Genomic DNA, 25,786 nt, shown 5'->3' on the forward strand with positions numbered 1-25,786 from the left:
TGCAGGCTACTCCCGGCGCGGTCATGAAGATTGCGCGACTGGATTCATGGAATCTGAATCGTTACAGTCAGGGCATGACTACCAACACCAACTCACTGCATCAACGTCCCCTGGGCCGCAGCGGCCTGAGCGTCAGCGAGATCGGCTACGGCGCCTGGGGCATCGGCGCGGACATGTGGAAAGGCGCGCAGGACGACGAGAGCCTCACCGCCCTGCGCCGCTACGTCGCCCTTGGCGGCAACTTCATAGATACAAAGTGCCGTTAGTAGACTTGCTGGGTTTGCCCGTGTCAGACGCACTCAGCATATTCTCAAGCGGTTCAAAGTCCACCAGTACGCCTACGGTCTGGTTCCGTGCCTTCCGGTCACTCTCCGAAAAGTCAATGGAGAAATGCAGCCCTAGCTTCACCATCGTCAGATTCACCCTCTCGAATTCCTCAGCTTCCAAGTCTGCGCGTAGCTGAGTCAGAGTGTCCCGCACCTTCAATGCCTCTGCTTTGATGAATGCCTCAAAAGCCTGCTTGGCTGCATCCTCAGTTAGCCTACCGCGTGTCTTGGATTTATCCTGATAAGACTCGCTTATTTTTTTGCCTATAGATTTAATATCAGATAGCTTGAATGTGGTAGCGATAGGCTTGATGATAAACTTGTCAATATCCTCAAGCGATATGCCAAGCGAGTCGAATACCTTAACTCTCGATTCAAGCAATTTCTTGTTTTGCCTAATTAGCTTATCAATGCTATCTAGCTGCTGTTGAATGTCCTTAACGTGTTCGGAGTATGCGCCGACCATAGCAGCGAAGTTTTCATCACCAGCGAGTTTTATGCTTGCGTCTACTAAGGCACGTTGCTTGGCTTTTAGTGCTTCTCTCTCATCAGTCTTGGCATCTATCTGCAACTGTAGGTGCTTCACACCAGTTACCAACTTAGACAGTTCAAACTCATATTGTGTTTCGATGCCTTCAACATCAACAGTATCAAGGAACGTAATAAGCGCGTCATGGAAGACCTTGTATGCCACTTGAGAACGGCAGGTGCTAACAGCGGTAGCCGATACACCACTTTTCTGTTTATCGTTGCGTTCAGTCCTGAATGTTTGGCAGATGAAACCAAACTTAGCGCTGTTACCCTTATGCCATCCCATATTAGCGACACCTACTCGCCCACAGTTAGCGCAAGTAATAAGTTTGGTGAATGGTGGTGTTGCAGTGCTGCTACCAGTTTGCTTCTTGCTGACTACTTGCAGGGTTAGCAGAACTTGCTGTGCTAGTTCGGGCGATATGATAGCGGGATAGCTAACCATTCTAGATTCACCCATGTAAACTTCTTCTCTTTCTTGGCCTGAGTACATTATAACGCGGGTAAGTAGCTGGTTAAGTTGAGTAGTACCAAACTTACCATTCTTCTTAGCTTTGATGCCAATATCGTTGAGATACCTGCTAGTTTCACCAAGATTTTTGCACTCTACAAACTTCTCACAAGCTACCCGCACCATAGCTGCTTCACTCTCGTTAATGACAAGATAGGTATACTTCACCTTATGTCCGTTGTGAAGCACCTGTCTTGACTTGATATCGTATCCGTATGAGGGTGAGTAGATGTAGCTTTTCAGTTCCTTGAAAGCAAACATCTTACCCTGACTCATGCGGTCTTCAATCTGGGTACGTTCCCACTCTGCTACGGCTACATCAAAGAGAGTGTCTTTCTTGATTGAGTTGAAAGTAGGGTAGGTCTTACTCTTGGTGATGAGAGTAACGCGCCCACCACGCAAGTAGATATCTTTGAAGAAGCTTTGGATAACCAGCGCTTCACGTCCGGTCCTATCGACGCTGTAGCAGACAACATCGGTGACACGTCCAGACTCGACTAAATCGAGAACCTTCTGAATGCCCGCACGTTCCCCATAACTCTTGCCGGTCTGGGTGTCGTGAATCCACTCAACGAGTGTCCAGCCTTGGTCTTTGCCCCACCGTTCACACGCCTCTGCCTGTCGGCTGATGCTGGTGTTGGTGTCCTGAATTGCTGTGCTGACGCGGGTGTAAGTCAGAAAGGTTCTCATAGTGTCCATGCTAACAGCCTACCACAAAGTTAACTTAGTAGAGAAAGCGAGTCATGCCGCCAGATGGTGTATCTGACGGTGCGGGAAGTGGCATAGCTAGTATGCGTGACTGTGCTATCTGAAGTCGGCCCACCAGCCTTCCAGCGGGGTTGCGGGTGTGGCAGACTGCGGGTCAGGAGATTTGTTTTTTAGTAGATTCTAGCGCGTCTCTTCTTAGTTGATTGATTTTGGTGTTAATTTCCTGCATATCTTTTTCAAAAACATAATATTCGCCGACCAGTTCTTGCAATCTTTTGAAAAGCTTATCTCTATAATCGTCTCTAGACATATAAAAATACAGCATACGGGTTTGATGTGCCATTTGCTTGTGTCTATTTCTCGTGGAGATAACTAAAGCTTCAATTGCATCAAGCTTAGTCTGAAAATCTGAATTATCTTCTGCGAGATAAATCATTGAGTTTAATTCCATGTCGATTAATCTGATAGTCTCTTCAAATTGAGATTCCACATCATCAATTGCATTACTAGACTTATATTCGGAAATCAAGTCATTAAATAAGGCTATCTTATTATTTAGCCTCTCGATATCATGCGCGGGTATTTCGTGATGTATTGTCCCTATTGCATATCTTATGATGGCGGAGAACGCCAAAAGTCTATGGTCAATTTCTTTGATGCTTGATGATACTTTTCCTAAAGATATTAAATACTCCTTGGCTGAATCATGCTTCCTCTTAACTAAATTTTCCTCTTTTTGCCTCTCCAACTCCTTATCCTTGTTTCTTTCGCTAACTTTTGCGGTTGCAAAGACACCCATTAGTGCTATTGACGCACCTAAAATGTTAGATATTATTAAAGACCAATTAAATAAACTAGTGCTAGTTTTGGCTGCTTCTGCGGCAGGTTGAACCAATGGTATAAGTTCAGGTAGCGTCATCGTTCAGTCCTTCTGTTTTTCGATGCTACCTCTGTCGATATGCTGTCCAATAGTTTGAATCTTTCATCTTTTAGGAGTTTTATAGTAGAGTCTATGTTGTCATATAAATTTCTTCGGGAAATGTAATATTTATCGAGAGTGGCGCTATTGTCTGGTTCTGTAGCGGATTCCAAATCAATTGAGTCTCTGATTTTGCTAACTAGCGAAGAGAGATATGAAATAGTGAGTATATAATCTTTCCGAATATCAAGAATATTGTCACCTAACCTAGATACTAGCTTTTTAGAATAATTATCGTTCTCAAAGAAAACTAAGCTAGATGTTAGCGTGATATCTATGAACTTAGATAATTGAATCAATTTATTCGTTATATTGCTATTATTTTCCTGCGTATTGATTTTACTCTCCAGTACAACCATCTCTTCGACAATGGGGCGCACTTCATTGAGGTGAGTGCGTAGTCTGGAGTAGTCCTCAATCAGAATATCTATTCCAAAAAGACTTTGTCTGGTCTTTCTTATATCGCTATCTATCTCATCAAGTTTTACTGAAACCTCTCCTAGAAGTTTCAGATAATTGGCAGCTGATTCATGCACCCTCTTGATTTCGCTTTCTCTTTTTTGATGACGAATCTCTTTATCTTTTTGAATGGAATTAATTACTGCTGTGACTACAACACCAGATAGCGCGATAAACGCACCTTGCACTTGAGGACTGTTCCAGAAGGGTGTAGGTGGTGGCGTAGCAGCCGCAACCTGAAGCATCGATGTCAATTCGGTTATGCCCACACCAGACGCTAACACGCTGGTTCGGCACCCGCCCCTGCACATGCCACACGCTACGCGGGTGTCCTGCACGAACACCACATGGCATGCATAGGTATCAGTGCTGATAGGTCCAGTCGATATACCTATCAGATATGAACATGCTATGGGCTAGGCGAGATAGATAGCAGTAGCAATTTCGATACGGCAAAGGAAATAATCTACAGAATTATTAGTTTATCTAATTTCCTGCATGTATCTTAATTCGATGGCATGTTGTGGGTAGACTATCGGTTTCTAGAATCCTAATTTATGCGCTACTTTTCGAAAATAAAAACCCTAGGTCGTCCGTATAATAAAGATATAAGAAGTACGAACAACGTACTAACAAAGGAGATGCATGAAAGAAGTCAGATTGGGAATCAGGTTGGACAAGAAGTTAATGGAAGATTTGAAAGCATATGCAGTCGATAGCGATACACCATATAGCATGATAATTAGACAAGCAATCAAGCAATACATCAAGGAGAATAAGCAATGAAAGTATTTATTATCAACAATGGCATCATCAAGAAGAATGAGAATGGCAGCGGTGGAGTATTAGTCAACAGTCAAGCCATACAGGGTCTAAAGTATCCGCTAACCCGTGATGCATCGAAAGTCATAGTAGCCATTGCGCTTAAGTCGGATGGCTTGGTAGCACGGATGACTAGTTTTGAATTAGCTACTCTTGCGGGTCTGACCCTGAATGCTGCTGCTATCGCAGTCAATGAACTAGAGAGAAATAGCATGTTAATGGTAGTAAGCGGCTGGCTGTGATGCAAAAGTGCATATGACATTTACGACAGTGTATGTGACATTTACGACAAGTGTACATGACATTTACGACATAAATATGTCACAGATGGCATACTATAACGAATAAGATAACGAATACTCATAACGAATAACTATAACTATAGGAAGTGAAATATGAAAAATAATATAGAAAGTAAAGGCAAGAGAAGCGGCAAGTCAGAAGACATATTCTACATGAATCAGTTCTACGATACCAACATTCAATCAACCCTAACCAGCGCGGAAGCACAAGTCTACGGTGCATATCTGCGCTACTCCAATGGTGGTAAAGATAAGTGCTTCCCTAGTCAGGACAAGCTATCTGAGAATCTGGGACTGAGTGTGAGGACCATAGCTAGGGCATTGGACACACTGAGAGACAAGGGCTACATCATCCTGTTGAAGCGTGGTAACGATAGGACAGGTAGCAGCATCTACGTAGTCAAGACACCATTTGAACTAGGATTCAAAGTCGCTAGGGATGATGACAATGCCATGTCTGTAGCCGCAGTGAAAGCACTAGCGCCTAAAGCCAAGACTGAACCTAAGAAATCCGCCGTAAAGAAGACCCAATCATCTAACCATGCCATGAGTCAAACCGCAGTGACCGAACCGGCACCGGGCGTTGCGAAGACCGCTGAGGCGCATGAAGAAGCAGATGGACATAGACCCGAAACCATGACAAGTGAAATGATAATGGCTGTCTATAGCTTGGCTAATCAGGTATACGCACTCGCACTCGATAAACAATACAGCGACATTATCAGCACAGATAAAAACCAGTGGGTAAGCATGCTGGTTAGGAAAGACCGTGCGGAGTACCAAGAAGTTACCGAGTACCTAAATTACCAACTAGAAGCGCTGTCTGCTTAACCATCTATAGCATGCCATAAGATGTATGGCAGTGAACCGTTAGCGTTATCGAGATAGGGCGCAGTGCAGCGAGTACCTATCGAGATTAGCGACTCTACAGAGAGATTGGGATAATTCCTAGTCTCTCTTTTGTTATTCGCAGATGAAGACTTGAATTAAAGTACAGGTAGGATCGGTGAGTCTGCAAATCTCCTACACGTATCGTAATTCACTTAAATAATTGGAGATGATTTGGATGCAAAACTATATATATGGACTTATTAACCCAGAGACACAGGAACTTAGATACATAGGCAAGACCAATAACACAGTCAAGCGCTACCAAAGCCATTGCAGGGCTAAAGGTAACAGCTATCGGGATAAGTGGATTCGCAGTCTCAAGGATGCAGGACTGATGCCAGAGATGGTGATTATCGAGACATGCGGCAAAGATTGGGTAGAAGCTGAGAAGTTCTACATAGCATATTTCAAGTCGCTAGGCTGCCTGCTGACTAATCTGACCGCTGGTGGTGAAGGCTGTGAAGGGCATAAGCACACCGACCAAGCCAAGCGAATCATGCGGCTGAAAAAGTTGCACAAGCCACTGTCTCAGGAACACCGAGAGAGTCTGTCCAGCGCGGCAATGGGCAAACCTAAAAACTATGTCAACGGCAAAGCCAAGAGATGCAGGGTCACAAAGCCAGATGGTGAAGTAGTCGAGACACTGAGTCTCAGGAAATTTAGCGTCGATAATAACTTGAATCCTAACATCATGTCTAAGGTCGCAAGAGGTATGGTTAAAAGCCATCGGGGTTATGTAGTCGAGTATATCTAAAGTGCTACTTTTGAAAACTAGGTCAGCCGTATAATAAGAGTATAAGTAATACAAATGAATTACATAACAGGGAAGGTGAGTATGAAAAACAGAAAGAACAAGGTTATTATAGTTAGGATTCCAGACGATTTAAGGGTGTGGCTAGAAGATGAATCTGATAAGCAGGGCATTAGCATAAGCAAGCTAGTGAGACACCTACTATTCAGTTCAAAGGGCAAGGCTGGTTAACATCAGTAGAAAATCGAATATCTACACCATCGATACCAGCGCATTTATCACTAATGTTGCTGGTATTAGCATTGACTATCAGCAGGTACTTTCACGAATCAAGTCCATAAAGTATTCAGGATTTACCCTTTTGAGTACCTTGATTAGCTTATGCACAAGCAGCGGCGGCATGCTATCGGTGTCCATTACGCATAGGCAGCTATCTGAAATAACCGGAATGTCTATATCAACAATTAGCAAAAGCATAGTCAGACTCGCGCAAGCGGGTCTTATCACTTATTAAAGGAGATTTAACATGTTATCAAACAAGCAGAGATGGGATAAGAATTACAGCGAAGGCGTAAAAGTAGAAGATGGAATTATCAATTACCTAACCGGCAAGGGATGGGACTTATTGGAACGTCCAGAGGGCAAGCATCCTGAATGGGATATCAAGGTAGGAAACGATAAAGGCAGAGTAGAGACAATCGAAATCAAGGGTGACTACACCGTATATCCAAACGTAGTCTTTGAGTTTTGGCATAACGGTAAGCCTAGTGGAATCGCCACAAGCAAGGCTGATTGGTACATGATTTACTTTGTCAAAACCAACGAACTATTCACTGTCAAGAGAAGTCAAGTGCTTGAGATGTTCATGACTCATCCTGAACTATGGACACTGAGGAAAGTCAACAATCCATCAACTGAAATTGAAACACTGACATACGGATTAAGCAAAGAGAACATCAAGCGTATTGCGTTCTACAAGAAGGTTGAGATTTAATGTCAAGTCTCAGCATCATGCTAGAAGGCAACAAGGATAACAACCAAAAGCGATATGTGACAGTCGAGACACGTCTGAAGATGGGTAGCTATCAACCCCCGTGCATCCTGACTCGCTATAGCTTGATGGTGTCACTTGTAAGCGCTGGTTACAACATCCCTTATCACCACAGACCCGCTTGTAAGCTATGCGGGCATAGATACTATCCCTCACACTTCCGAAACTATTACTGTTCTGAGTGCGATAACCAGTATGCACAGAAGCTTAGCTTATCGCCTGTCGATTGTATTGAATTGGACATGTCATATCGTGCGATTATGGCTAATCTTGGCTTGCCTAATAGTAAGCAATTATATAGCATTATCGATGATTGGGATGAAACAAATGAAGAAGAATGTATATCCAAGATAAAGACAGCATTAGGTGAATCATGGTAACGGCATTAGCAGTCACTTCACTTCATTTTGCTATCTGGTACATACTCGCACCGGCATATATAAAATACACGGCATCACATAGCATATTTAATTATAATAGGAGTATTACTGATGACACCAAAACAGAAGAAAGACATAAAGATTAAGTACAATGGCTTAGGTATTGAAGTATTCAATCTGTATTCTCGATTCAGGGGAAGAGGTATGGGTGAAGTGTTGAGTGGTGTTGTTGTAACAAGCAGGCTTGATGCTTCACGAGTCAATACACTAACTGTCAACTATCTAGAAGAGGTTGGTGTGTTGCGTAATGTCAAGATGGTGAAAGTAAATAGCACTACTTATAGATTCGACTTAGTTTAAAGGAGATATGATGAAGAAGGAAAACAAGATAACTCGCAGGGATGACAAATCACATGAGATTGACAAGATGGTGAAGTTACTAATGTCACAAGATGCAGCACTAACATTGCTGGCTGCAACAGCGCATGCTGAGGCTAACTACACTGAAGAGGCTAGCCCTGATGCCTAAACTGCTACAAGAGAACAAGGAACTGCAACAAGAAAACTACTTCCAGCTATACCGCACAATGGGTAATGCCAGAAGCTTAAGAAGATTGGAAGAGGCCACTGGACTTAGCCTGACTAGCTTGCATCGAATGTCAGTGAAGTACGGATGGCAACAGCGCTTGAATGAAGAGGCTGACCGGCTGGCGAGTCTGGTTAAAGCGCAGTATGAAGAGAAGGAGTACAGCAGCGCGGCTACTCGTGTGTCCCTAGCCGACACCATCTTCAAGAAGTTGGAAGACAGTGTGGGTGACTTGAGTATCAGCAGCTTCAAGGATGCCAAGACCGCGCTTGAGATGTATGCGCTTCTGACGGGCAAGCCGACTGCGATAACTCAGGACGTATCGAGTCTGCCAGTTGAGACACTGACAGATGAGGAATTAGAGAAGCTAGCAGCCTTGCTTGTATCTGACTAACCCGACAGCTATTTCACACTAAGAAATATTGTTGCTACACAACTAGACCTATAACTAGTTCTGCTACTCGATAAGTAAGAGTTTGTCAATACCCGCCATCACACTTAATCATGCTATTTGACCTACTTGACAAACTCACGTACTTATGCTACTTGCACAACTAATCACATTCTATTAAAGGAGAAGCTACAACACATAGCACTATATGATTGTTCATCTATCAAAAATTAACACACACTTTGGTTCGGTAGTAGGATTCACCCTAACTCACTTAAGCATGCTTACTTATCTGATGCATGCCATATGCAATCTAATTATTGACTACATAGTATTTATGTCTAGTTTGTCGATATAAGCCATTCTAAGGCTTAGCAATTAAATAACAGAAGGAGATACGCACAAGCGCTAGCTATGGCCTTAATAGCCATTCTGTGCGCTTCTAGGGCTATTTAAAGACTCATGGATAATATAAAAATAACTCAGCAGCAAAGAAGCGCAATCATCAGAGAAGCCGGAAGGCGAGACATAGTTTTCTTCCAGCGTAACATTCTAAAAACACCCGAGGAATTCATCAGGCCACATCAGAAGGTGTGGCTTGAATCATTTGAGAATTACAGTAACGTGCTTCTTCTTGCACCGAGAGAACACCTGAAGTCAAGCACCCTGACTACCTACCTGCTACACAAGGTCCTGTACAACCCAGAGATACGAATACTCATTGTCACCATCTCAGATAGCTTGGCTACAGGGATGTTGCAGCGTATCAAGTCGATTCTGGAAACCAACACCACCATTAGACAGCTATTCGGTGATGTGAAAGGGAATGGTGTATGGGGTGCGGATGGTCTGACACTGAAGCGAAAGAACATCTACACAGAACCCACCATCAAGGCCATTGGCATAGGTACGGCTGCTGTCGGTAGTCGCTGTGACTTGCTTATCTGTGATGACTTGATAGACAGCACCAAAGCGGATTCACCTACTGAACGAGACAAGCTATCAGAGAGATTCAACGGGGAATTGTCCAGCTTGGTAAGTGATGGGGGAAAGACCATCGTGCTAGGCACACGCAAAGGCGCACATGACCTGTACTCAGAGTTGCTTGACAACAAGAGTTACTACTGTCTTGTTCAACCTGCCATCACCAGCCACAGACCGGAAGACCTGACGTGCGAATACATCAGGGACAGCAACGGGGTTATCACTGGTGTCGAGATAGCAGAAGAAGTAGCAGTCTTAGACCCGGTTAGATGGCCCATCGAAAGACTAATGCTACGCCGTATCAACACCGGAAGCACGCGCTTTCTCAGGGAGTATCAGAACGATATCAGTAGCTTCACTGGAAACCTACTGAAACCAGAATGGCTAACTGTATCGACTGTACCACCTATTGAACAGATGAATTTATATATGGGTGTTGACTTAGCTATCTCGGATAAAACCAACAGTGACTTCACCGTTATCACCACAGTTGGAGTGGACAAGAAGACCAATCGAATCTATCTGCTAAAGATGCACCGTAGCCGGTCTGATTTCCCTACCACCATTGAGAACATCAAAAGCGAGTATCAGTCATGGCATATCAAGCCATTGAAAGTAACGGTAGAAAGCAACGCTGCACAGATGGCAACATTCCAAATGCTGTTCAGGAATACCCATCTACCTGTATTCCCTAGTCACACGAGTAAAGGTAAGGATATCCGTATGCAACTGCTAGCGCCTCTGTTCGAGAGTGGCAAGATTCAGTTGTCTCATGGCTTTGATAGTGACGGTATCTTCAGAAACGAATGGGCTAGCTTCCCATCTATGAAAGTACATGATGACGCGCTTGACTCGGTAGAAATAGCATTGAGGCCAATACTCAAACAATCAAGTAAAGGTGCTGGTAGAGTTATTACCAGTGGCATTAGATAAACATTCAACATCATATTTAGGAGATAAATGAAATACTTTGAAATAGCATCACACGAATATAAAGCTATGCAATCCGCTTCCAAGATTGGCAACTATTACAACAGCGACTTCTACACCGACTACCCTAGAAAATCCGTTGTGCTTCCGATGGGCAGGACCATTGAAAACACTTTGGTATTCGACAATTGGATAAGCAAAACAGTCAATAGATATGCCAGTGCATCAGCGGGCAAGAATGCTTCTGTAGAGTTGTCTGACTCGGGTATTCAATTAGCATTAGAAGAATGGCATGACTCGATAAGCTTTGGTAGTAAACTAACCAGCATAGCGCGGTATCAGGGTCTATACGGCTTTAGCGTTGTGAAACTCATACTTAGGCATGCTAGGGATGAAGAAGGGCTAGTGAATGTAGCAGGTAAATCTACTGAAGACATTCTGAAAGATGTTGACATTGCTGTGTTTGGTGCGGATACCTCATTCGTAAGGCATGACGAATATGGAAACATCGATAGCATCTGCATATTGGTTGGAGATAGATTAGAAGTATTTACCAACAATGCTATAGAAGTGTACAAGTTGAATGGTAGTCGATACAGACTAGTCAAGACTGATGCTAACCCACTTGCGCCTTATCCAATGGCATTTGTAGTCAATAACCTTCTAACTGGTAGCACTACTTCCAGTGATGTTGCAGGTATAGTGACTTTGCAAGAATCACTAAATGATGCACTAACATCACTGCGCTTAGTTAATCACTATCACGGATTCCCGATATATACCGCTACTGGTGTGCAGATTGCATATGATGAATCGGGTAACACCAAGCCTCTGATTATGGGTGCTGGGATGACACTACAAAGCGAATCAGACAGCACCAAGTTTGGACGTGTCGAGATGCCCGCTATCACACCACTCAAAGAAAGTATTGAAGCACTGACTAAGGAAATCGCTATATCGACTAACTCTCTGAGTCTACTGACAGGTCAGATACCATCAGGAACCGCATTGGGATACATGCTAAGCGACTTCAACAGCGCTGTGTCAGAGAAGCAGCTACATCTCAAATCGTTCATGCTTAGCTTCCATAGAACCATTCTGAAGCTTATTGAGTACATGCTAGGACAGAAGACTAGCGATATCAAAATCAAGGCTTACGTCAGTGGGCATAACTCACTAGCTGACAATACGGCACATGCTGAGGCGCTGGAACTATTTACTGCCGGTGCGCTGTCACTTCAGACCCTACTCGATAACTCCGATTGCATCGACAGCACATCAGAGGAACTATCACGAATAGCCAAAGAGAAGGCTGCTAATCCCAATGCCAGTATCTCTAGCCTTCTGGGTGTCTAATGGAAGACTATAGTAGCCGGGTAAGTCAAGCAATGCGGTTGCTGGTAGAAAAAGCCATCTCTGCTGATGCTGACATTATCGAGAATGCCATGAGTGAAATCGCAGTGATGGTGAAAGATGGTGACAAGAAAGCTATAGCAGCATTCTTCAAGGAAGACCCTAAAGGCGTAGCAGAGTATTTGAAGAGTGGCAAGATGCCTACTTCGATAGCTGGTAAAAGATTCGTGGCTATGTACCAGTCTCTAGCATCGATACTAGATGTGATATTTGAAGGCGAGACTCTACAAATTCAAAGCTTCATAGCATCAACCGGCATCAGTGCTGCACAAGCAGATGCACTAGCCCTCAGTAGCTTGTTCATGAGTCCTGCCATCAAGCAGACGATTCTAAACGAGTGGGTCAATAAGCCTTACAACGGCTACCCATTGTCACAGCGGATATGGGGATTAAACAAAGCCACTGAGAACAAGCTAATGCAGATGGTAGCCGCTGGATTCGCAGACGGCAGGAACCCAAAGCAGCTAGCCGGACTGGTGAGGGGAATCACCGGGCAACAGTCGGCATCGAATATCAGACGGCTGCTGTTGACTGAGAACAGTCGAGTGCAGCACGGTGTTCAGAAACTCGCTGTCCGTGAGTTCCGGCACATCAGCTACGTGGTGTTGAAGTTCGGTGTGAGACACAAGGAACCCTGCCTCTGTGACCCGTACCAGCGGAAGGGGAGAATGAAATATGAGGATGCACCGGACTTGCCGTTACATCCTTCTAGTTCTAGCTATTATCAGCCCATACCTACGCCAATCGATGAATGGAAGAAGGAAATGGGTTATGTCTGAATTACTGTTTGGGGAATGTTGATTTGAACCAAAAAGTAGCGCTGTTCTCTTTCAGATTTAGGGTGAATCTGGGAACAGAATTATATTTAAGTTTATCAACGATGTACACATCAAGCACATCGGTATCAGAGAATGAAGGCGAAAGTGTTACTTCGCCATCGAAGAAGAGTGGTGTAAGAGGCCCATCATTGACTTTATAGGCTACTGTGTTATCTTTGAAGGGTATATATCCTTGTTTTTCATCGTATGTCTCATCTTTAATGAATGCAGACGCATCGGTAAAGAGGGTGTTGGACAATGTGTTAAATGCAACATAGAATGTGAATGAACCTACTCCATCTAAATAATAGCTATTCGCAATATATGCAAGAATCCTCTTATCACCGTTAAGAGTAAGAACTTCTGAAAGTCTCTCTTTGCTGGTGGCTTTAATCGTAAAACTATTAGCATCAGAAGAGAGAGTGAAACCGCAAGCGCTAAAGTCGCTGAATGGCCTATTATCTCTAGAGTGCTGCTTTACCGTTTGTGATGGAGTAGGGAAGACTGCTGGCCTGATATATGTAACTTGCCATTGATTAAGCTTGACAGTGCTGCAATTGATATCTTCCGCTGAGGCTGCGCTAAACATAGCGAGTGCAAGAGTCGAGAGAACATTGATGCGCCGCATATGTGATTTTGTCATTGAATCTCAATATATAAATCCGATTTTCAATGTCAAGCAGATTTGCCCGTCACCCCCCATTTCAACAAGGCCACAGAATCGCCGTGAAGGTGCCTCTGGAATCTCCCGAGGGGTAAAGTACCCCCCCAATTCTGCCCCGACCTGCCGTCACCCGGCCCCACTGGTGTTCCAGCTACAGGGCAGCACTCAAATCTAATAAATACAATTGCACTATAACTAAAGGAGTATGAATGTCAGAAACAATAGAAAACACTGCTGATGATGCGGAAGCAGTAACAACACCGGATAGCCAATTTCAAGAACTAATTGAAAACCTCAAGAAAGATAACTACAAGCAGCGGCAGGAATTGAAAAGCCTTAAGACTGCAATGGAAGAGTTAAACAATGCTAAGTCAAAACTAGAAGAAGAGAAGAATGAATGGGAACAGCAGATAGCGGAAACCAAGCTAAAGAATAGGCAACACCTAATTCAGTCTGAACTAGATAGAGTAAGCATTACTGAAGAATCAGCAAGGAAGCTAGCTATAAAAATGCTTGATGATTCGGAAGACATTCAAGATGGATTGAACAAAGTTATTGAGGAGTATCCTTTCTTAGTCGGTAAGTCAAGAGTAGTCATTCCTGATACCGGAAATGCTAAGGCGCAAGCAGTAGCAGTTCCCAACGAAAGCAAGCTATCAGCCGGACTCTCTAAACTAATTAAACAATAAGGTGAGTATCATTTAGACAGGTGATTTGCCTGTCATTTTTTTATTCCATTTCATATCATAGGAGATAACTAACATGGCATTAACATTAATTGAAGCACAAAAGCTAGTACAAGATGAAGTACAGTCAGGCGTTATTTACAATACATACATTCAGAACCCACTACTAGGTTTACTGCCATTCGAGAACATCACCGGAACTGCAACCGTCTATGTTCGGGATTCTGGCCTAGCCGCTGGTAGCACTACCCGCGCTATCAATGCCGACTACGTAGAAGGCACTCAGGCATTCACCCGCCTAACTGCTTCACTCGGCAGACTTGGTGGTAAAGCACAAGTCGATAACTTCTTAGAAGTAACTGGTAGCAACGTTACCGACCAACTAGCTGCACAGATTGCCAGTAAGGCACGTAGCACTGCTATCGCATTCCAAGACCAATTCTTCAACGGTGATGTTACTGTTGATGCTAACGGTTTCGACGGACTCAAGAAGCTGCTAACTGCTACTTCTCAAGATATGACCGCTGCTACTGTCATTACTCTTGATGATGTTGACTCAGCCCTTCTAGCTATTGAAGGTGATGCTAGCGCTATTTTCGTGAACGATAAGACTCTAGCTAAGCTTAACGGTCTTGCCCGTGCTAGTGGACTCGTTAAATACAACGATATCGACTTGGTAGGCAGCCGCGTCAGCAGCTACGCCGGTATTCCCCTCATCCGTGCGGGCCGCAATGCTGCCGGTCAGATTCTCGCAGACGGTGAAATCTACGCTGTTCGCTTTGGTGTTGATGGTGTTCATGGCATTCAAGCCAATACACCCACAGTCAAAGTCATCAGCCCTGATGACAACGCCACTGCACCAGTCTGGACAGCCCGCATCGATTGGTACGCTGGTTTAGCCCAGAAGACCCTAACTAGCGCTGTTCGCCTCAAGCGCACACTGTAATTCTAGGCTAGTCATGAATACTAACCCACTAGCGGCTAACTATTCTGTTCAGAGTTTCGCTTTAGCTAGAGTTAGAAGTATATCCAGAGACAACAGAGATAATCCACCCTTCAGTTTGACTGATGCAGAGTGGATACAGTTTCTAGAAGAGACAAAGCTTCCCCTCAAGGGATACCAGCTATCAGACTACTACCAAGTCTATAAAGCTGTTTATCTTGCCATAAGCACCAATCCCGACAGGCTATCCAGCTTATCGGAAGCTAGTGGGTCATATGGCTTTGTAGATATTGAGTCTACAAAGAAGTCACTCTTGAAGGCGCAAGCCGAACTCAACGAATCTCTAGGTATCTGGCCTTCCGGTAATATTCGTGGTGGATTAGTTACAAGCAGCATAGTAAGAAGCTGGTAGATATGAAACCAGTTTACTTACTATCTGTGGCTAAGACTGGAATACCGGGAAAGCAAAAGCTAATCTATACAAGGGATGCCATGATAGGCGGTTCAATTGCCCCTATGTCACTTGCTGACTATAGCAAGCGCTACTCTGATGGTGCATATATCAATAACGGTGCTTATTCATTCTCAACCATCGAGATTCTTAAAATTGGTGATGTGTTGGAATACTCGGATATGAAGCTGAAAGTAATTGGCTTTGTTCGGGGTAGATTCAGAAATCATGCACACTTACTGGTGATAGCCAATGAGTAACAATCAGCTATTTAATAGCCTGCTACAGCGCGTGCATGATGCTGTTGAAAAAGCGTTGGAAGATACCGCTGTCATGGTACAAGCTGAGGCACGAGAGGATGTTCCTAAAGACACTCAAGCGCTGATGCACTCAATCCAAGCTGAGAAGGTATCTGACCTTACCTACAAAGTCACTGCTAATACTAAGTACGCTTTGTATGTCCATGAAGGCTATGTGTCCAAATCAGGCAGATTCATAGCAGGTACTCCCTATCTAACCGGCCCAATCTCACGACAAAAGGTGAAGATACTTGACAGGATTAGGGAGAATCTGCAATGAAAAACATAGACAGCCTTATCAATGGCTTATATACAATGCTATCTGGTGTCGATGCGAGTAATAACTATTTGGGATTATTTGATTCTACAACCAAAGCTATTGCCTTCAATGAAATTCCCATAGAGTATGAACTGCCTAAGAATGGCAAATGCTTCATGGTATACGCGCTTGAAACAACTCAGGCTAAATCATCAGAAACCAAAATTAGGCTATCTGACACAGTTCTGAAGATATTCATATCAGGTGACTCTGCGCTAGCTTTATCTGCTGCTGTGAGTGACGCTTTAGACGGTTCGATAATTTCAACATTCCACTGTAGCTATCTGGGTATGAATATCATGCCCAATGGCAATATAACTATTCGATTCAATTTAATATAAACAAGGAGAAATAAATTATGCCAACACGCAAAATGCTACAAGTTATTCCCAAGACTCTAACCTTCACTCCTACTGGCGGCACTGCCGTTGTTTTCTCTGACTTCTCTGAAGCAGTTAGCTTCACCTATGAAGACAGCTACTCTGATATCTCCAGTCAGTCAAGCGACTATGCCATCGGCAAGATGCTAACCGGACGCGCCGCTAGCATGAAGGCTGTAGTCAATAACTTTGACCTACAACAGATGCAAGCTATGGTCAGCACTACGCCTGCTGATTATGCTGTTGCTACTGATACTCTTACTCTCAACTCTGGCAACTTCAACGTAAACTACGGTTTGCTTGTATTTGTTGGTCGAGACACTACAACTGGAAAAGATATCACTATCACCCTCAAACGTGCGGTAGCTAAAGTCAGTGGTGACTTAGCTTTCGGTAAGGACTCAGAAGCTAAAGCTGGACTACAGTTCGATGCTGTACGCGACGGCAGTAACACTGCTGTTGTAACTATCGCCTACGCTGTCTAAGCTTACTCAACTGACCCTAGCCTGAATGGTTAGGGTCTTTACTCATTTAAGGAGTTAATATGAAAAGAACTAATGATGAAAAGATAATTGGTATGCCTACAGAAGTAGCCATCAACGGTAAGCAGTGCAAAGTGAAGAGGCTAAAAGTCAGAGAAGTTAATGAACTAATCGCTGCCAAAATGGACAGAACCAAGAAGGCGCAAGCTAGTCAGATGAAGTTAGCCAAGATACAGTTAGCTGTACAGAATGGCAATCTAGAATCACTTGGAATAGCTGAAGAAGATGTTGATAAAGCCATTGAGGATATTCAAGCCATGCTAGGTGAAATGGCAATAGAAGCCGGTGGGGCGCACAATATGTGGCTAATTGAAAGCTGTGTTGAAGCTGATAAAGCAGACTTGGAAGATATCGAGTTCGATGAATATGACGCTGCTGTAGATGCTATTTTTGAGGTTAATCCGAGTCTGGGAAAGTCAAAAGAGATGCTTCTGATGAATCCGTTCCAGATGAACCAGAATGGGTAAAAAAGTTCAATCAGAATAAATCTGATAGCGGTATCGAGATAGAGTTAGCTGATTATTATGTCATCCTCTCTAGGGAGATGGGATATACCTACGATGATATTCTAGAGATGTATGATGAGGTATTTCACCTTTATATAGATAGATGCTTTGACCTACTATCCAAACAAGTAGGTATGGGTGCTGTGGGCTACGATTTCAGAACTGAAGAAAGAAAAGCCGTAGACAAATTCTTAACTGATGGGTTTGAAGACTAATTAACCGACTAGCCCTAGCCTTATGGTTAGGGTTTTTTGATTTATAAATTTAAGGAGAATAATGCAAGACTTATTAAGGCTATCGGTTGAGATAGGCGCAAACATCAGCGGTTTACAGAATGGTCTGAACCAAGCGCAGAACAGCGTAAACCAGTTTTCCAACGAGACAGCCAATGCGGGTGCTGCCGCATCTCAGTCTCTCGCAACCTCTGGCATTGCTATTGCTGCTGGCATTGCTGCTTCAGTGGGTGTGGCGATTGGGGCCATCACGAGTGTCTCTGCTGAGGCCCACAAAGCACAGAACCAGCTTCAAGCCTCATTAGGGCTGACAGCGGAAGAGGCAAAGCAACTTGGTGTGATTGCCAAAGATGTTTTCAAGAATAACTTTGGTGCTTCTATAGGTGAAGTAACTGCTTCTCTTGGAACCGTCAGAGGACAGCTTAAGGGTCTTTCAGATGAGGACTTGAAGAATGCCACTGAGAATGCGTATCGACTCAAAGATGTATTCGGTGTTGAGATAGTTGAATCTGTCGATGCGGTGAAGACATTGATGAATGACTTTGGCCTGAGTCAGAAAGAGGCGAATGACTTCATCACTAAAGGCATGCAATCAGGACTAAACGCATCTGGTGACTTCTTGGACACCATAGGCGAGTATTCTAATCAGTTTGCTGGAATGAAGCTGAGTAGCGGTGAATTCTTCTCTGCCCTTCAGACTGGTTTGAAAGGTGGAGTATTAGGCACTGACAAGATAGCCGACTCGTTCAAAGAGTTTGGTATCAGAATTATCGATGGAAGCAAAACTACTACTGATGCACTAGGCGAACTGAACATATCAGCCAAGCAGGTTTCAGAAGAACTTGCTTCAGGCGAGATGACTAAAGGTGATGCCTTCAAGTTGATTCAAGAAAGACTCTCAAGAGTCAATGACCAAGTTAAGCAAAATGCTATTGGTGTAAGTCTGTTCGGTACTCAATGGGAAGATATAGGTGGTAAAGCCATTCTTGCTGTTGATTTACAGAAGACTGCAATGGAAGACATGAAGGACGCTACGTCAGGACTCGACATAGCATATAACGATTTAGGTTCAGCGGTTCAGGGAGTAGGAAGACAGCTAGTAGCGGCATTCATGCCCATTGGTGATTCAATACTCAACCTTCTCAACTCGCTGATGCCGTACATCAAGCTAGTCACTGATGGCATAGCTACTATCGGTGATGCCTTCAATGCCCTACCTACCCCGATACAGAACACAGTTACAGCGTTAGCCCTAGTCGCTGGTGCTGTGAGTGCTGGTGTTGCTATATACGGCACTGTTTCACCAATGCTTGCGGGTGTAGGTGCTAGCTTTACTGCACTCAAGACTACAATGCTGGGATTCGCTGCATCTGCACGAGTAGCAGGAACTTCTATAGCGGCTAGTATTAGTGCTGCTATGTGGCCTATTGCATTGGCTGTCGCTGCGATAGGCGGTCTGTATTTAGCTTATAGAAATAACTTCTTAGGTATTAGGGACTTCTTGAAGCCGATGATAGCTAACATAGTCACTATCGTTGGTAAAGTTGTAGATGGTATCAAATATGTCGTTTACAACTCAGACATGCTATGGAAGGCTTTTCTAAAGTCTCTCGACATAACAAGTAAGGCATTAGGTTCAATAGTTAAAGGTATAGGAACTATCCTGTCTGGTGTAGGTCTAATCATCTACGCGGCATTCATAGAACCATTTGTGTCGGTCTTCGCTGCATTGAATACGGCTAGTGCGGGAATACTCAATGGTCTAAAATCACTAGTAAATAACATAGCTAATGTCCTCAGACCTGTATTCGCCATTCTAGAGAAGATGGGAATAGCTTTAGGTCAGTCACTACAGCAAGCTTTAAACAGCGTTGGTGGGTTTGTCTCTAATCTGTTCGGTGGTGCTGCTGCTGATATTCAGGCACAAGCCAATGCTGCTGCGAAGAGTAACAGCACCTTTGGTAAGGGACTCGACAAAGTAGAAGCTGGGTGGAACAGCGTTACAGGTGCAGTGAATGGGGCAAGCGCGGCTTATCGTTCCCTAGCCTCAAACACTCAGGCAGCTATGAAGACACCACCCAATGTCCAGGTGCAGAATGTGCAGCTTCCGGCTAAGCCTGTCTCGACTGGTGTACCTGCACCTGTTTCTGTACCAGTCAACACACCAGCAAGCACCGGCTACAGCGGGAACATTGCGGGTGCTGATGTGGCTGCACCTAAAACAACCAGCGCGGGCAAGACCGCTGCACCGTTCAAAGCTACGGCTGAGGACATAGCGGGTCTGTCTACAGAAATCAAGCGACTCGTGGAAGACCAACAGCGGCTAGTCAAAACAGGAAAAGTCACTGAAGACCAAGCCATAGCATATGCACGCAAGGTAGAAGACTTGCGGATGAAAATAGATAAGTTAAACCTTGAGTCAAACAAGAATATTTCAGCACAATACAATCAAGCTAAGTCACTCATTACTTCGACTAATGCTACTGCAACTGCTGCAAAGGTGAAGGCTGATGCAGATGCCAAAGCTAAGAAGGCTGCTGAGGATAGGAAGAAGGCAGAGGAATTACTGAATAAAGAGATTGGTAAGCTTGGTGCGTCAGTCAAAGATATGTCTGATGCGGATATAGCATCTACCATTGAAAGACTCGCTGGAAGGAGTGCGCTAGGTGATGTGCAGAAACTAGCCATCTTGCAAGCTGAAGCAGAGTCTAGGGCAACTGAGAGACAAGATGCGGCACAGCAACAGCTAAACGATTCTCTGGAAGAATACTTCAAGGTAGTCAATAAGACTGGCGCGGCTATAGCCGACTTTAACGATTCGGCAGATGGCATGTATTCTGACGCTAGGCGACAAGCTGTAGAAACATCACTAGCTGATGAACTGTCTCTAGCTGGTGATAACGAGTCTGCCAAGTTGGAAATCAAGAAGAAGTATCTAGCACAGCTATTAGAATTAGACATTGCTAAGCTAGAAGATGAAAGCAATGCTAAGGCTGGTGCGTTAAGCCGAGACTATACCGCTGCACTTGCCGAGGCATCTGCTTTAGGAATCGATACTAACCAACTTACGCAATCATACCTAAATGCTAGGCTGGCATTACAGGCCAATTCAGAAAGCGCCATAGCTGCCATTAGGTCTAAGAATGCTAGAGAAATAGCTGAAGATGAGATGGCACTGAATAAGAAAGTTGTGGAAGAAAGAGTGAGGATAAACAAGGAAGCTGCAAAAGATATTATCGATGCAGCAACTAAGTCTATCGACACATCAAGTATTGCTGGCCTAACTGAAGCGCGGCAAGTATTGGAAAACTTGAGAAGCACCATCTCTAGCATTGACTCTGAAAGCTTGACTGACTTAGACGACGCGCTATCTGATATCGATAAGAATATTCAATCAATTAAAGCTAGTGCGCTTAGTGGTGTGAATGATGTTATTGAATCCACCGCTGAGTTATCTGATGAATTCGACAAACTTGGTGTCTCACTTTCCCCAAAAGAGAAGTATGTCAGTGATGGTGTGGCTGCTTATGACGCCCTGATAGAGAAGTATGATGATGCGCTTGAACGCCTCAAGCTGCTTAGGGAAGTATTCGAGAGGACTGATGATGTTGCTGGAATGGCAATGGTTGATGCTATCGTCTCAAATACCACAAATGCTAAATCATCCGTTGTGTCTGCCAAGTCTGAGAAGTCCGGCAAGCTAGGCGGTGAATTCGACAGCAAGTCTGCTGCTGCAAGAGACAAGATGAATGCTGATATTGCTTCCAAAGAATTGCAGCTGGTATCCGAGGTATCAAGCTTTAAGCTGAGTAGCCTTGATACAGAAAAGAATGCCAAGCTTGCACTTGCCAAGACTGACGAAGAGAAAGCACTGATTGAACTTGCATACATTGGCAAGATAAAAGATGCCAAACTTAAGTCAATTGCTGATGCAATGGAAGTCAAGCTATCTGCAATCGAGTCTGAGAAGAAGGCTGAACTTGAAAAAGAGGGACTGACTCAAGAACAGACCGCACGCATAAATGCACTCTATGAGGCCAAGAAGCAGCTTGTTATAGATAGTCACAGACTTGAACGAGAAGAGATAGGCAAGACTGCCAAGCAAGCCGAGGAAGCGCAGAACAAGCAGCTAAGCAAGTGGAAGGAGTTGCTGCAACAGTTTATCAAAGATATGGCAAGTGCTGTAGGCAGTGCGTATGCGTCTATATCAAGCAACAATGCTAATCTGGCTGATAGTATATTCAACACTCCAGAGGACAAAGCTAAAGCGGAAGGCGATACCGCAAATGCTAATGCCGGTGCTTACAAGGATGCCGGAACTAGCATATTCAGTAGTGCAATGACACTCCTATCTAAAGCGCTACCTGAATTCTCTTGGCTGATTGAATTAGTCAGTGGATTGTTTGCTAAGATGCCACAGCTAGGCATCATATTCCAGCGAGTAGGGGAGATGTTCCTACTTGGCTTTAGCTTGCTGGAACCAGTTATCAACATGCTAGCTACCGTGCTTGAACCGCTGCTGAACATCATGAAGGTGATGATGGAAGCTATCATCAAGCCATTGCTGCCCATCCTGACATTCTTTGTTGAAGTAGTAGGTGGAATCATAAAAGCGGTATATGGAGTGATTAAGACTGTCTGGAACACTGTAGCTGCATTCTTGAACAGCATCAATATTCTAGGTTGGAAACCATTCAGCCTAAGCATGCTGCCTGAGTTAAGTGCGGATTCGCCCGGCACAGCCCCAATAGCAACACCTGCACCACCTACAGGCGGTAGCACATCGGGTAGCGGGAGTGGCAGTAATAACACGGTAGTCAACGACACTAAGACTAGTGTGACCATAAATGTTAGTGGTAACTCAGACCCTAACGAGATAGCTAGGCTGGTAGAGAAGAAATTAATTAAGTCACTCAGATAAGGAAGGTTAATAGCCTTCCTTAATTTTATTAGGAGATAAATGGACAGTGCAATTATAGGTAAATATTCATCAGACAGACTCGTGATAACTGAATTCAATATCGATAGAACAAATGTCAGAACGATTCAGAACGGGATAAAGAGAAAGGCTGTGGGCCACGCTAAGCAATCAGTTTCTATTAGCTTGTCTGGATACCTAATCTGCACATCCTTTGCTGAACTAGAACTAGAGAAAGACAGGTTATTGAATGCATTAAACGAGAATGAACTGAAACTAGTAATAGGACATAGGCCAAATGTCTATTGGTTAGTATCTTGGTCAGACTCGGATTTAGCGCACAAAGCTAAGAATGGTGGGTATGTTCTCCCCATATCGCTTAATTTCGACTGCCTAGAATCGTCTGCTGTTAATGGTATTCCTGTTAGCAAGGGATATGTAAAATTAGATAGTCAGTTCATAGACTCAAGCGGGAATATATTTGAGGATGGTCATGCATCACAGCCCTCAGCAATTCTATTCTCACCCACTACCCTTACAGCAACAGCACAGACGGCGCTTACTGTTGGTATATATGCCATTGAAGTTAGTAAGAGTGCTGCATATGCAGTTGCCACGCTAAAGGCTAATGGAGTGGTAATAGCTACTCTGTCGAGTCCGGTTAAGAGTAGTAATGTATTTGGTATAAGCTTCTCTGATTCATATGTTGCATTGCATATTGATGGCTTTAGGAAGGTTGTAAGCGACTTATCTGCTAAGCCTACTTACACTATGAATGCTAGTTCCGGCAAGCTTTGGGAACTTGAATTAGACTTCATACCGCTGGGTAATTACTCTGCTGAGGTAATAGCTTTGTCTAGTGCATCTAGCATTATTGAGGCAAGAGCTGTTGCTAACGGTCAGCAGATAGTAAATCTAGGTTCTGCGCCCGCACCTGCTAGCTTGATAATCAATGCCAGTGGACATAGCACGGCATCAGTAAACAGGTTCGGGGTATCGAGTACCCAGAATCAAGGGAAGCTAGTGCTGAATGGCATTGATGCTTCTGTAGAAACATTCCCAGCCAATGATTTGATAACCGTTGAATATCTATCTGGATTCTCGACACTACTGCCATATCTTGAAACTGGTGTAAACACATTCAGCGCATCTGGAAACAGCCAATTTATGATTGCATGGCATAAGAGGTATTACTAATGAATTTTGAATTATTTTTGATTAATCCAGTCACCTACTCAAAGGAAAGCAATAAGGCATTCAGCAATGCTTTTGGTCTGACTATTGAGAAGAGTCTGAATGGCATAGGTAGCTTTAGCTTTGCTGTTGCGTTAGGACAAGCCAAGTTCAAGCAAGCCATCACGCATCAGGCCGGTATGAAACATGTGATGGTTTATGCCGATGGCAAGCCATACATGCATGGAATAATTACAAGCTATGACAGTTCGGATATTGGACTGACTAAGATTGAATGCCGTGAAGTGCTACAGCTATTGCAGGACAGCATCATAGAAGGCAAATATGAAATAACGAATATCCAGTCTGAATACATCCCGCCTAGCACGGGTGTAGATGTGGCTGACCATTATGACTTGGTGCAGTATCCATATTGGAACAAAGCTAATGGATTGGGCTACTGGTATGCGAGAAGTATCCTACTGTCACCCGCTACGGATAAGTTGCCTAGCATCTCTGACTATGGATTAAAAGAAGATTCTAACGGTGTATCGATGGGCAGCGGTGAATTAGCTAAGAACTTTGTCTATAATAGGTATTTTGCTGAAAACCCGAAAGATAACTATTCTTACATGGTCAAGTCAAATGGCATTGGTGCTTTGAGTGTCCTTCCGATTTGCAGCGATGAACCGCCATACCCACAGGGGATACTATTTGATGCGGTTTACAGCATTTCAGAAACTACTGGAGAACCGCTAGACGGCTACGTATTTGCGGCTGTGATTGACTACGAGGGTAAGATTTCTCAGATGTACCAGCATTCTCTTCCTGTATTCAATTTCAACAATCGTGAGGTATCGGGTCTGTATGCAGCCGCACGGGGTGAGGTTGAATGCTATTACGATTTCAAAACACTGGAATCTGAATACATTGTTGATAGAACAATAGTCATCAACTTCAATGGTCAGAGAAAAATCACATCATTTGAAGGTATGTCTTTCCCCAAATCTCTGTTCGATGTATCCAAGCTAAATGCCAGAGGTGCTATCTGTGTAAGTCAAGGGACTACCATAACCTCAGCGCTAATTGGTAAAGATTCTGAATCTAGCATTGTTGATTTTATCAATGAGTCTTCTGATTCGATAGCTTTTTCAATGCATGAAGATAGTGCGCCTGCTAATGCCTATGTCACAAAGCTTTCTTACAGCGATTCTGATAGATGGTCAATTATCTCTGACTTGCTGAACATAGAAGGTGGAGTAAGTCTGCGATATAAGGAAAGTAAGCTAGGTGTGATAAGTTATGAAATTGTCAAGTATGACCAGCTGCAACAAGTTGTGAAGTTTACTGATGGTAGTGATGTGTTCAATGTTGAATATCTGAAAGACTTTGCTGATGTTTACAATGTCCTCACTGCTAGATGTAACTATTCGCACAGCCATAACCAGTATTCCTATAACAATTCAATAGAGATAGTGCTAAGGCCGGATGCTGAAAGACCTAACTATCTGGGAAGACTGAAAGAGAAAGTTGTATCCTCAAACAGCATCAAAGATATATACACTCTGACTCTGTGGGCGAGTAGCATATATGATGAACACTGCTACCCGGCTAGCCCTATCGACTTTGACACCCTGCTATCTGCCGACTGGTTAGATATGGCATTTGGTCAGACTGTCATCATGCATGGTCTAGAAGAGGGTGTTGGGATATCAGAGAAGCTAAACAAAATTAGCATTGACACATCAACGGGAATAGCAAGGATATCACTAGCTAAGCGAGTAAGCCTAGCGAGTGCGTTACTTGAGAATCGACTCAACGCAAACATTTAAGGAGAAC

Annotated in this window: 27 protein-coding genes; 23 read left to right on the top strand and 4 right to left on the bottom strand. The window is 43.8% G+C overall.

Going from position 1 to position 25,786, the window contains the following annotated elements; translation table 11 throughout:
- Positions 1-74 precede the first annotated feature (74 nt).
- On the top strand, positions 75-266 hold the full coding sequence (locus tag M8445_RS12425; RefSeq protein WP_273988094.1) for a hypothetical protein: 192 nt from the start codon (positions 75-77) through the stop codon (positions 264-266).
- Here the strand turns inward: M8445_RS12425 and M8445_RS12430 are convergent.
- From M8445_RS12430 to M8445_RS12440, 3 genes are all read right to left on the bottom strand, one after another.
- A complete protein-coding gene (locus tag M8445_RS12430) occupies positions 244-2,058 on the bottom strand; it encodes a recombinase family protein (protein ID WP_273988095.1) in 1,815 nt (604 codons plus the stop codon). The genes M8445_RS12425 and M8445_RS12430 overlap by 23 nt on opposite strands.
- Positions 2,059-2,230: 172 nt before the next feature.
- Positions 2,231-2,995 (bottom strand): hypothetical protein, encoded by a 765-nt coding sequence (locus tag M8445_RS12435; RefSeq protein WP_273988096.1) that lies wholly within the window; start codon positions 2,993-2,995, stop codon positions 2,231-2,233.
- Positions 2,992-3,852: a hypothetical protein gene (locus M8445_RS12440; RefSeq protein WP_273988098.1), complete on the bottom strand. Its 861-nt coding sequence runs from the start codon at positions 3,850-3,852 to the stop codon at positions 2,992-2,994. The genes M8445_RS12435 and M8445_RS12440 overlap by 4 nt, the downstream gene beginning before the upstream one ends.
- 307 nt (positions 3,853-4,159) lie before the next feature.
- On the opposite strand from M8445_RS12440, the gene M8445_RS18340 reads away from it, so the two are divergent.
- The 12 genes from M8445_RS18340 (at position 4,160) to M8445_RS12490 (ending at position 12,794) form a co-directional block, all read left to right on the top strand.
- The gene (locus M8445_RS18340; RefSeq protein WP_380090407.1) at positions 4,160-4,300 is read left to right on the top strand and encodes a ribbon-helix-helix protein, CopG family; all 141 of its coding nucleotides are present in this window, start codon (positions 4,160-4,162) and stop codon (positions 4,298-4,300) included.
- Positions 4,297-4,578, top strand: a complete 282-nt coding sequence (locus M8445_RS12445; protein ID WP_273988099.1) for a hypothetical protein — start codon at positions 4,297-4,299, stop codon at positions 4,576-4,578. The genes M8445_RS18340 and M8445_RS12445 overlap by 4 nt, the downstream gene beginning before the upstream one ends.
- A 153-nt stretch (positions 4,579-4,731) precedes the next feature.
- Positions 4,732-5,469 (top strand): helix-turn-helix domain-containing protein, encoded by a 738-nt coding sequence (locus M8445_RS12450; RefSeq protein WP_273988100.1) that lies wholly within the window; start codon positions 4,732-4,734, stop codon positions 5,467-5,469.
- A gap of 226 nt (positions 5,470-5,695) precedes the next feature.
- Positions 5,696-6,283: a GIY-YIG nuclease family protein gene (locus tag M8445_RS12455; RefSeq protein ID WP_273990908.1), complete on the top strand. Its 588-nt coding sequence runs from the start codon at positions 5,696-5,698 to the stop codon at positions 6,281-6,283.
- Between the two features lie 367 nt (positions 6,284-6,650).
- On the top strand, positions 6,651-6,794 hold the full coding sequence (locus tag M8445_RS18345; protein WP_420704106.1) for a helix-turn-helix domain-containing protein: 144 nt from the start codon (positions 6,651-6,653) through the stop codon (positions 6,792-6,794).
- Positions 6,795-6,806: 12 nt separating this feature from the next.
- Entirely contained in the window at positions 6,807-7,274 is a 468-nt protein-coding gene (locus M8445_RS12460; protein WP_273988101.1) for a hypothetical protein, read from the top strand.
- Between the two features lie 548 nt (positions 7,275-7,822).
- Entirely contained in the window at positions 7,823-8,071 is a 249-nt protein-coding gene (locus M8445_RS12465) for a hypothetical protein (RefSeq protein WP_273988102.1), read from the top strand.
- A 7-nt stretch (positions 8,072-8,078) separates the two neighbouring features.
- The gene (locus M8445_RS12470) at positions 8,079-8,240 is read left to right on the top strand and encodes a hypothetical protein (protein ID WP_273988103.1); all 162 of its coding nucleotides are present in this window, start codon (positions 8,079-8,081) and stop codon (positions 8,238-8,240) included.
- Entirely contained in the window at positions 8,233-8,691 is a 459-nt protein-coding gene (locus M8445_RS12475) for a hypothetical protein (RefSeq protein WP_273988104.1), read from the top strand. The genes M8445_RS12470 and M8445_RS12475 overlap by 8 nt, the downstream gene beginning before the upstream one ends.
- Positions 8,692-9,150: 459 nt before the next feature.
- On the top strand, positions 9,151-10,605 hold the full coding sequence (locus M8445_RS12480; RefSeq protein ID WP_273988106.1) for a phage terminase large subunit family protein: 1,455 nt from the start codon (positions 9,151-9,153) through the stop codon (positions 10,603-10,605).
- Positions 10,606-10,632: 27 nt separating this feature from the next.
- Positions 10,633-11,958, top strand: coding sequence for a phage portal protein (locus tag M8445_RS12485; RefSeq protein WP_273988108.1), 1,326 nt, complete (start codon positions 10,633-10,635; stop codon positions 11,956-11,958).
- 89 nt (positions 11,959-12,047) lie between these two features.
- Positions 12,048-12,794 carry a hypothetical protein gene (locus tag M8445_RS12490; protein WP_273988109.1) on the top strand — a complete coding sequence of 249 codons (747 nt, stop codon included), beginning with the start codon at positions 12,048-12,050 and terminating at the stop codon, positions 12,792-12,794.
- 1 nt (position 12,795) lies between these two features.
- Here the strand turns inward: M8445_RS12490 and M8445_RS12495 are convergent, their stop codons facing one another.
- Positions 12,796-13,476: a hypothetical protein gene (locus M8445_RS12495; protein ID WP_273988111.1), complete on the bottom strand. Its 681-nt coding sequence runs from the start codon at positions 13,474-13,476 to the stop codon at positions 12,796-12,798.
- A 230-nt stretch (positions 13,477-13,706) separates the two neighbouring features.
- On the opposite strand from M8445_RS12495, the gene M8445_RS12500 reads away from it, so the two are divergent.
- The 10 genes from M8445_RS12500 (at position 13,707) to M8445_RS12545 (ending at position 25,779) form a co-directional block, all read left to right on the top strand.
- Positions 13,707-14,186, top strand: coding sequence for a hypothetical protein (locus tag M8445_RS12500; RefSeq protein ID WP_273988113.1), 480 nt, complete (start codon positions 13,707-13,709; stop codon positions 14,184-14,186).
- Positions 14,187-14,259: 73 nt separating this feature from the next.
- Positions 14,260-15,129 (top strand): major capsid protein, encoded by an 870-nt coding sequence (locus tag M8445_RS12505; protein WP_273988114.1) that lies wholly within the window; start codon positions 14,260-14,262, stop codon positions 15,127-15,129.
- Positions 15,130-15,564: 435 nt separating this feature from the next.
- On the top strand, positions 15,565-15,837 hold the full coding sequence (locus M8445_RS12510) for a hypothetical protein (RefSeq protein ID WP_273988115.1): 273 nt from the start codon (positions 15,565-15,567) through the stop codon (positions 15,835-15,837).
- The gene (locus M8445_RS12515; protein WP_273988116.1) at positions 15,830-16,156 is read left to right on the top strand and encodes an HK97 gp10 family phage protein; all 327 of its coding nucleotides are present in this window, start codon (positions 15,830-15,832) and stop codon (positions 16,154-16,156) included. The genes M8445_RS12510 and M8445_RS12515 overlap by 8 nt, the downstream gene beginning before the upstream one ends.
- The gene (locus tag M8445_RS12520) at positions 16,153-16,536 is read left to right on the top strand and encodes a hypothetical protein (RefSeq protein WP_273988118.1); all 384 of its coding nucleotides are present in this window, start codon (positions 16,153-16,155) and stop codon (positions 16,534-16,536) included. The genes M8445_RS12515 and M8445_RS12520 overlap by 4 nt, the downstream gene beginning before the upstream one ends.
- Positions 16,537-16,553: 17 nt before the next feature.
- Positions 16,554-17,060 (top strand): hypothetical protein, encoded by a 507-nt coding sequence (locus M8445_RS12525; RefSeq protein ID WP_273988119.1) that lies wholly within the window; start codon positions 16,554-16,556, stop codon positions 17,058-17,060.
- Positions 17,061-17,119: 59 nt separating this feature from the next.
- Complete coding sequence (locus tag M8445_RS12530) at positions 17,120-17,584, top strand: hypothetical protein (protein WP_273988120.1); 465 nt, start codon at positions 17,120-17,122, stop codon at positions 17,582-17,584.
- Between the two features lie 315 nt (positions 17,585-17,899).
- The gene (locus M8445_RS12535; protein ID WP_273988121.1) at positions 17,900-22,777 is read left to right on the top strand and encodes a phage tail tape measure protein; all 4,878 of its coding nucleotides are present in this window, start codon (positions 17,900-17,902) and stop codon (positions 22,775-22,777) included.
- Between the two features lie 39 nt (positions 22,778-22,816).
- Positions 22,817-23,971, top strand: coding sequence for a hypothetical protein (locus M8445_RS12540; protein WP_273988123.1), 1,155 nt, complete (start codon positions 22,817-22,819; stop codon positions 23,969-23,971).
- Entirely contained in the window at positions 23,971-25,779 is a 1,809-nt protein-coding gene (locus M8445_RS12545; protein WP_273988124.1) for a hypothetical protein, read from the top strand. Before M8445_RS12540 ends, M8445_RS12545 begins: the two co-directional genes overlap by 1 nt.
- Positions 25,780-25,786: the final 7 nt, after the last annotated feature.

Source organism: Deinococcus aquaticus (assembly GCF_028622095.1).
Classification (GTDB): Bacteria; Deinococcota; Deinococci; order Deinococcales; family Deinococcaceae; genus Deinococcus; species Deinococcus aquaticus.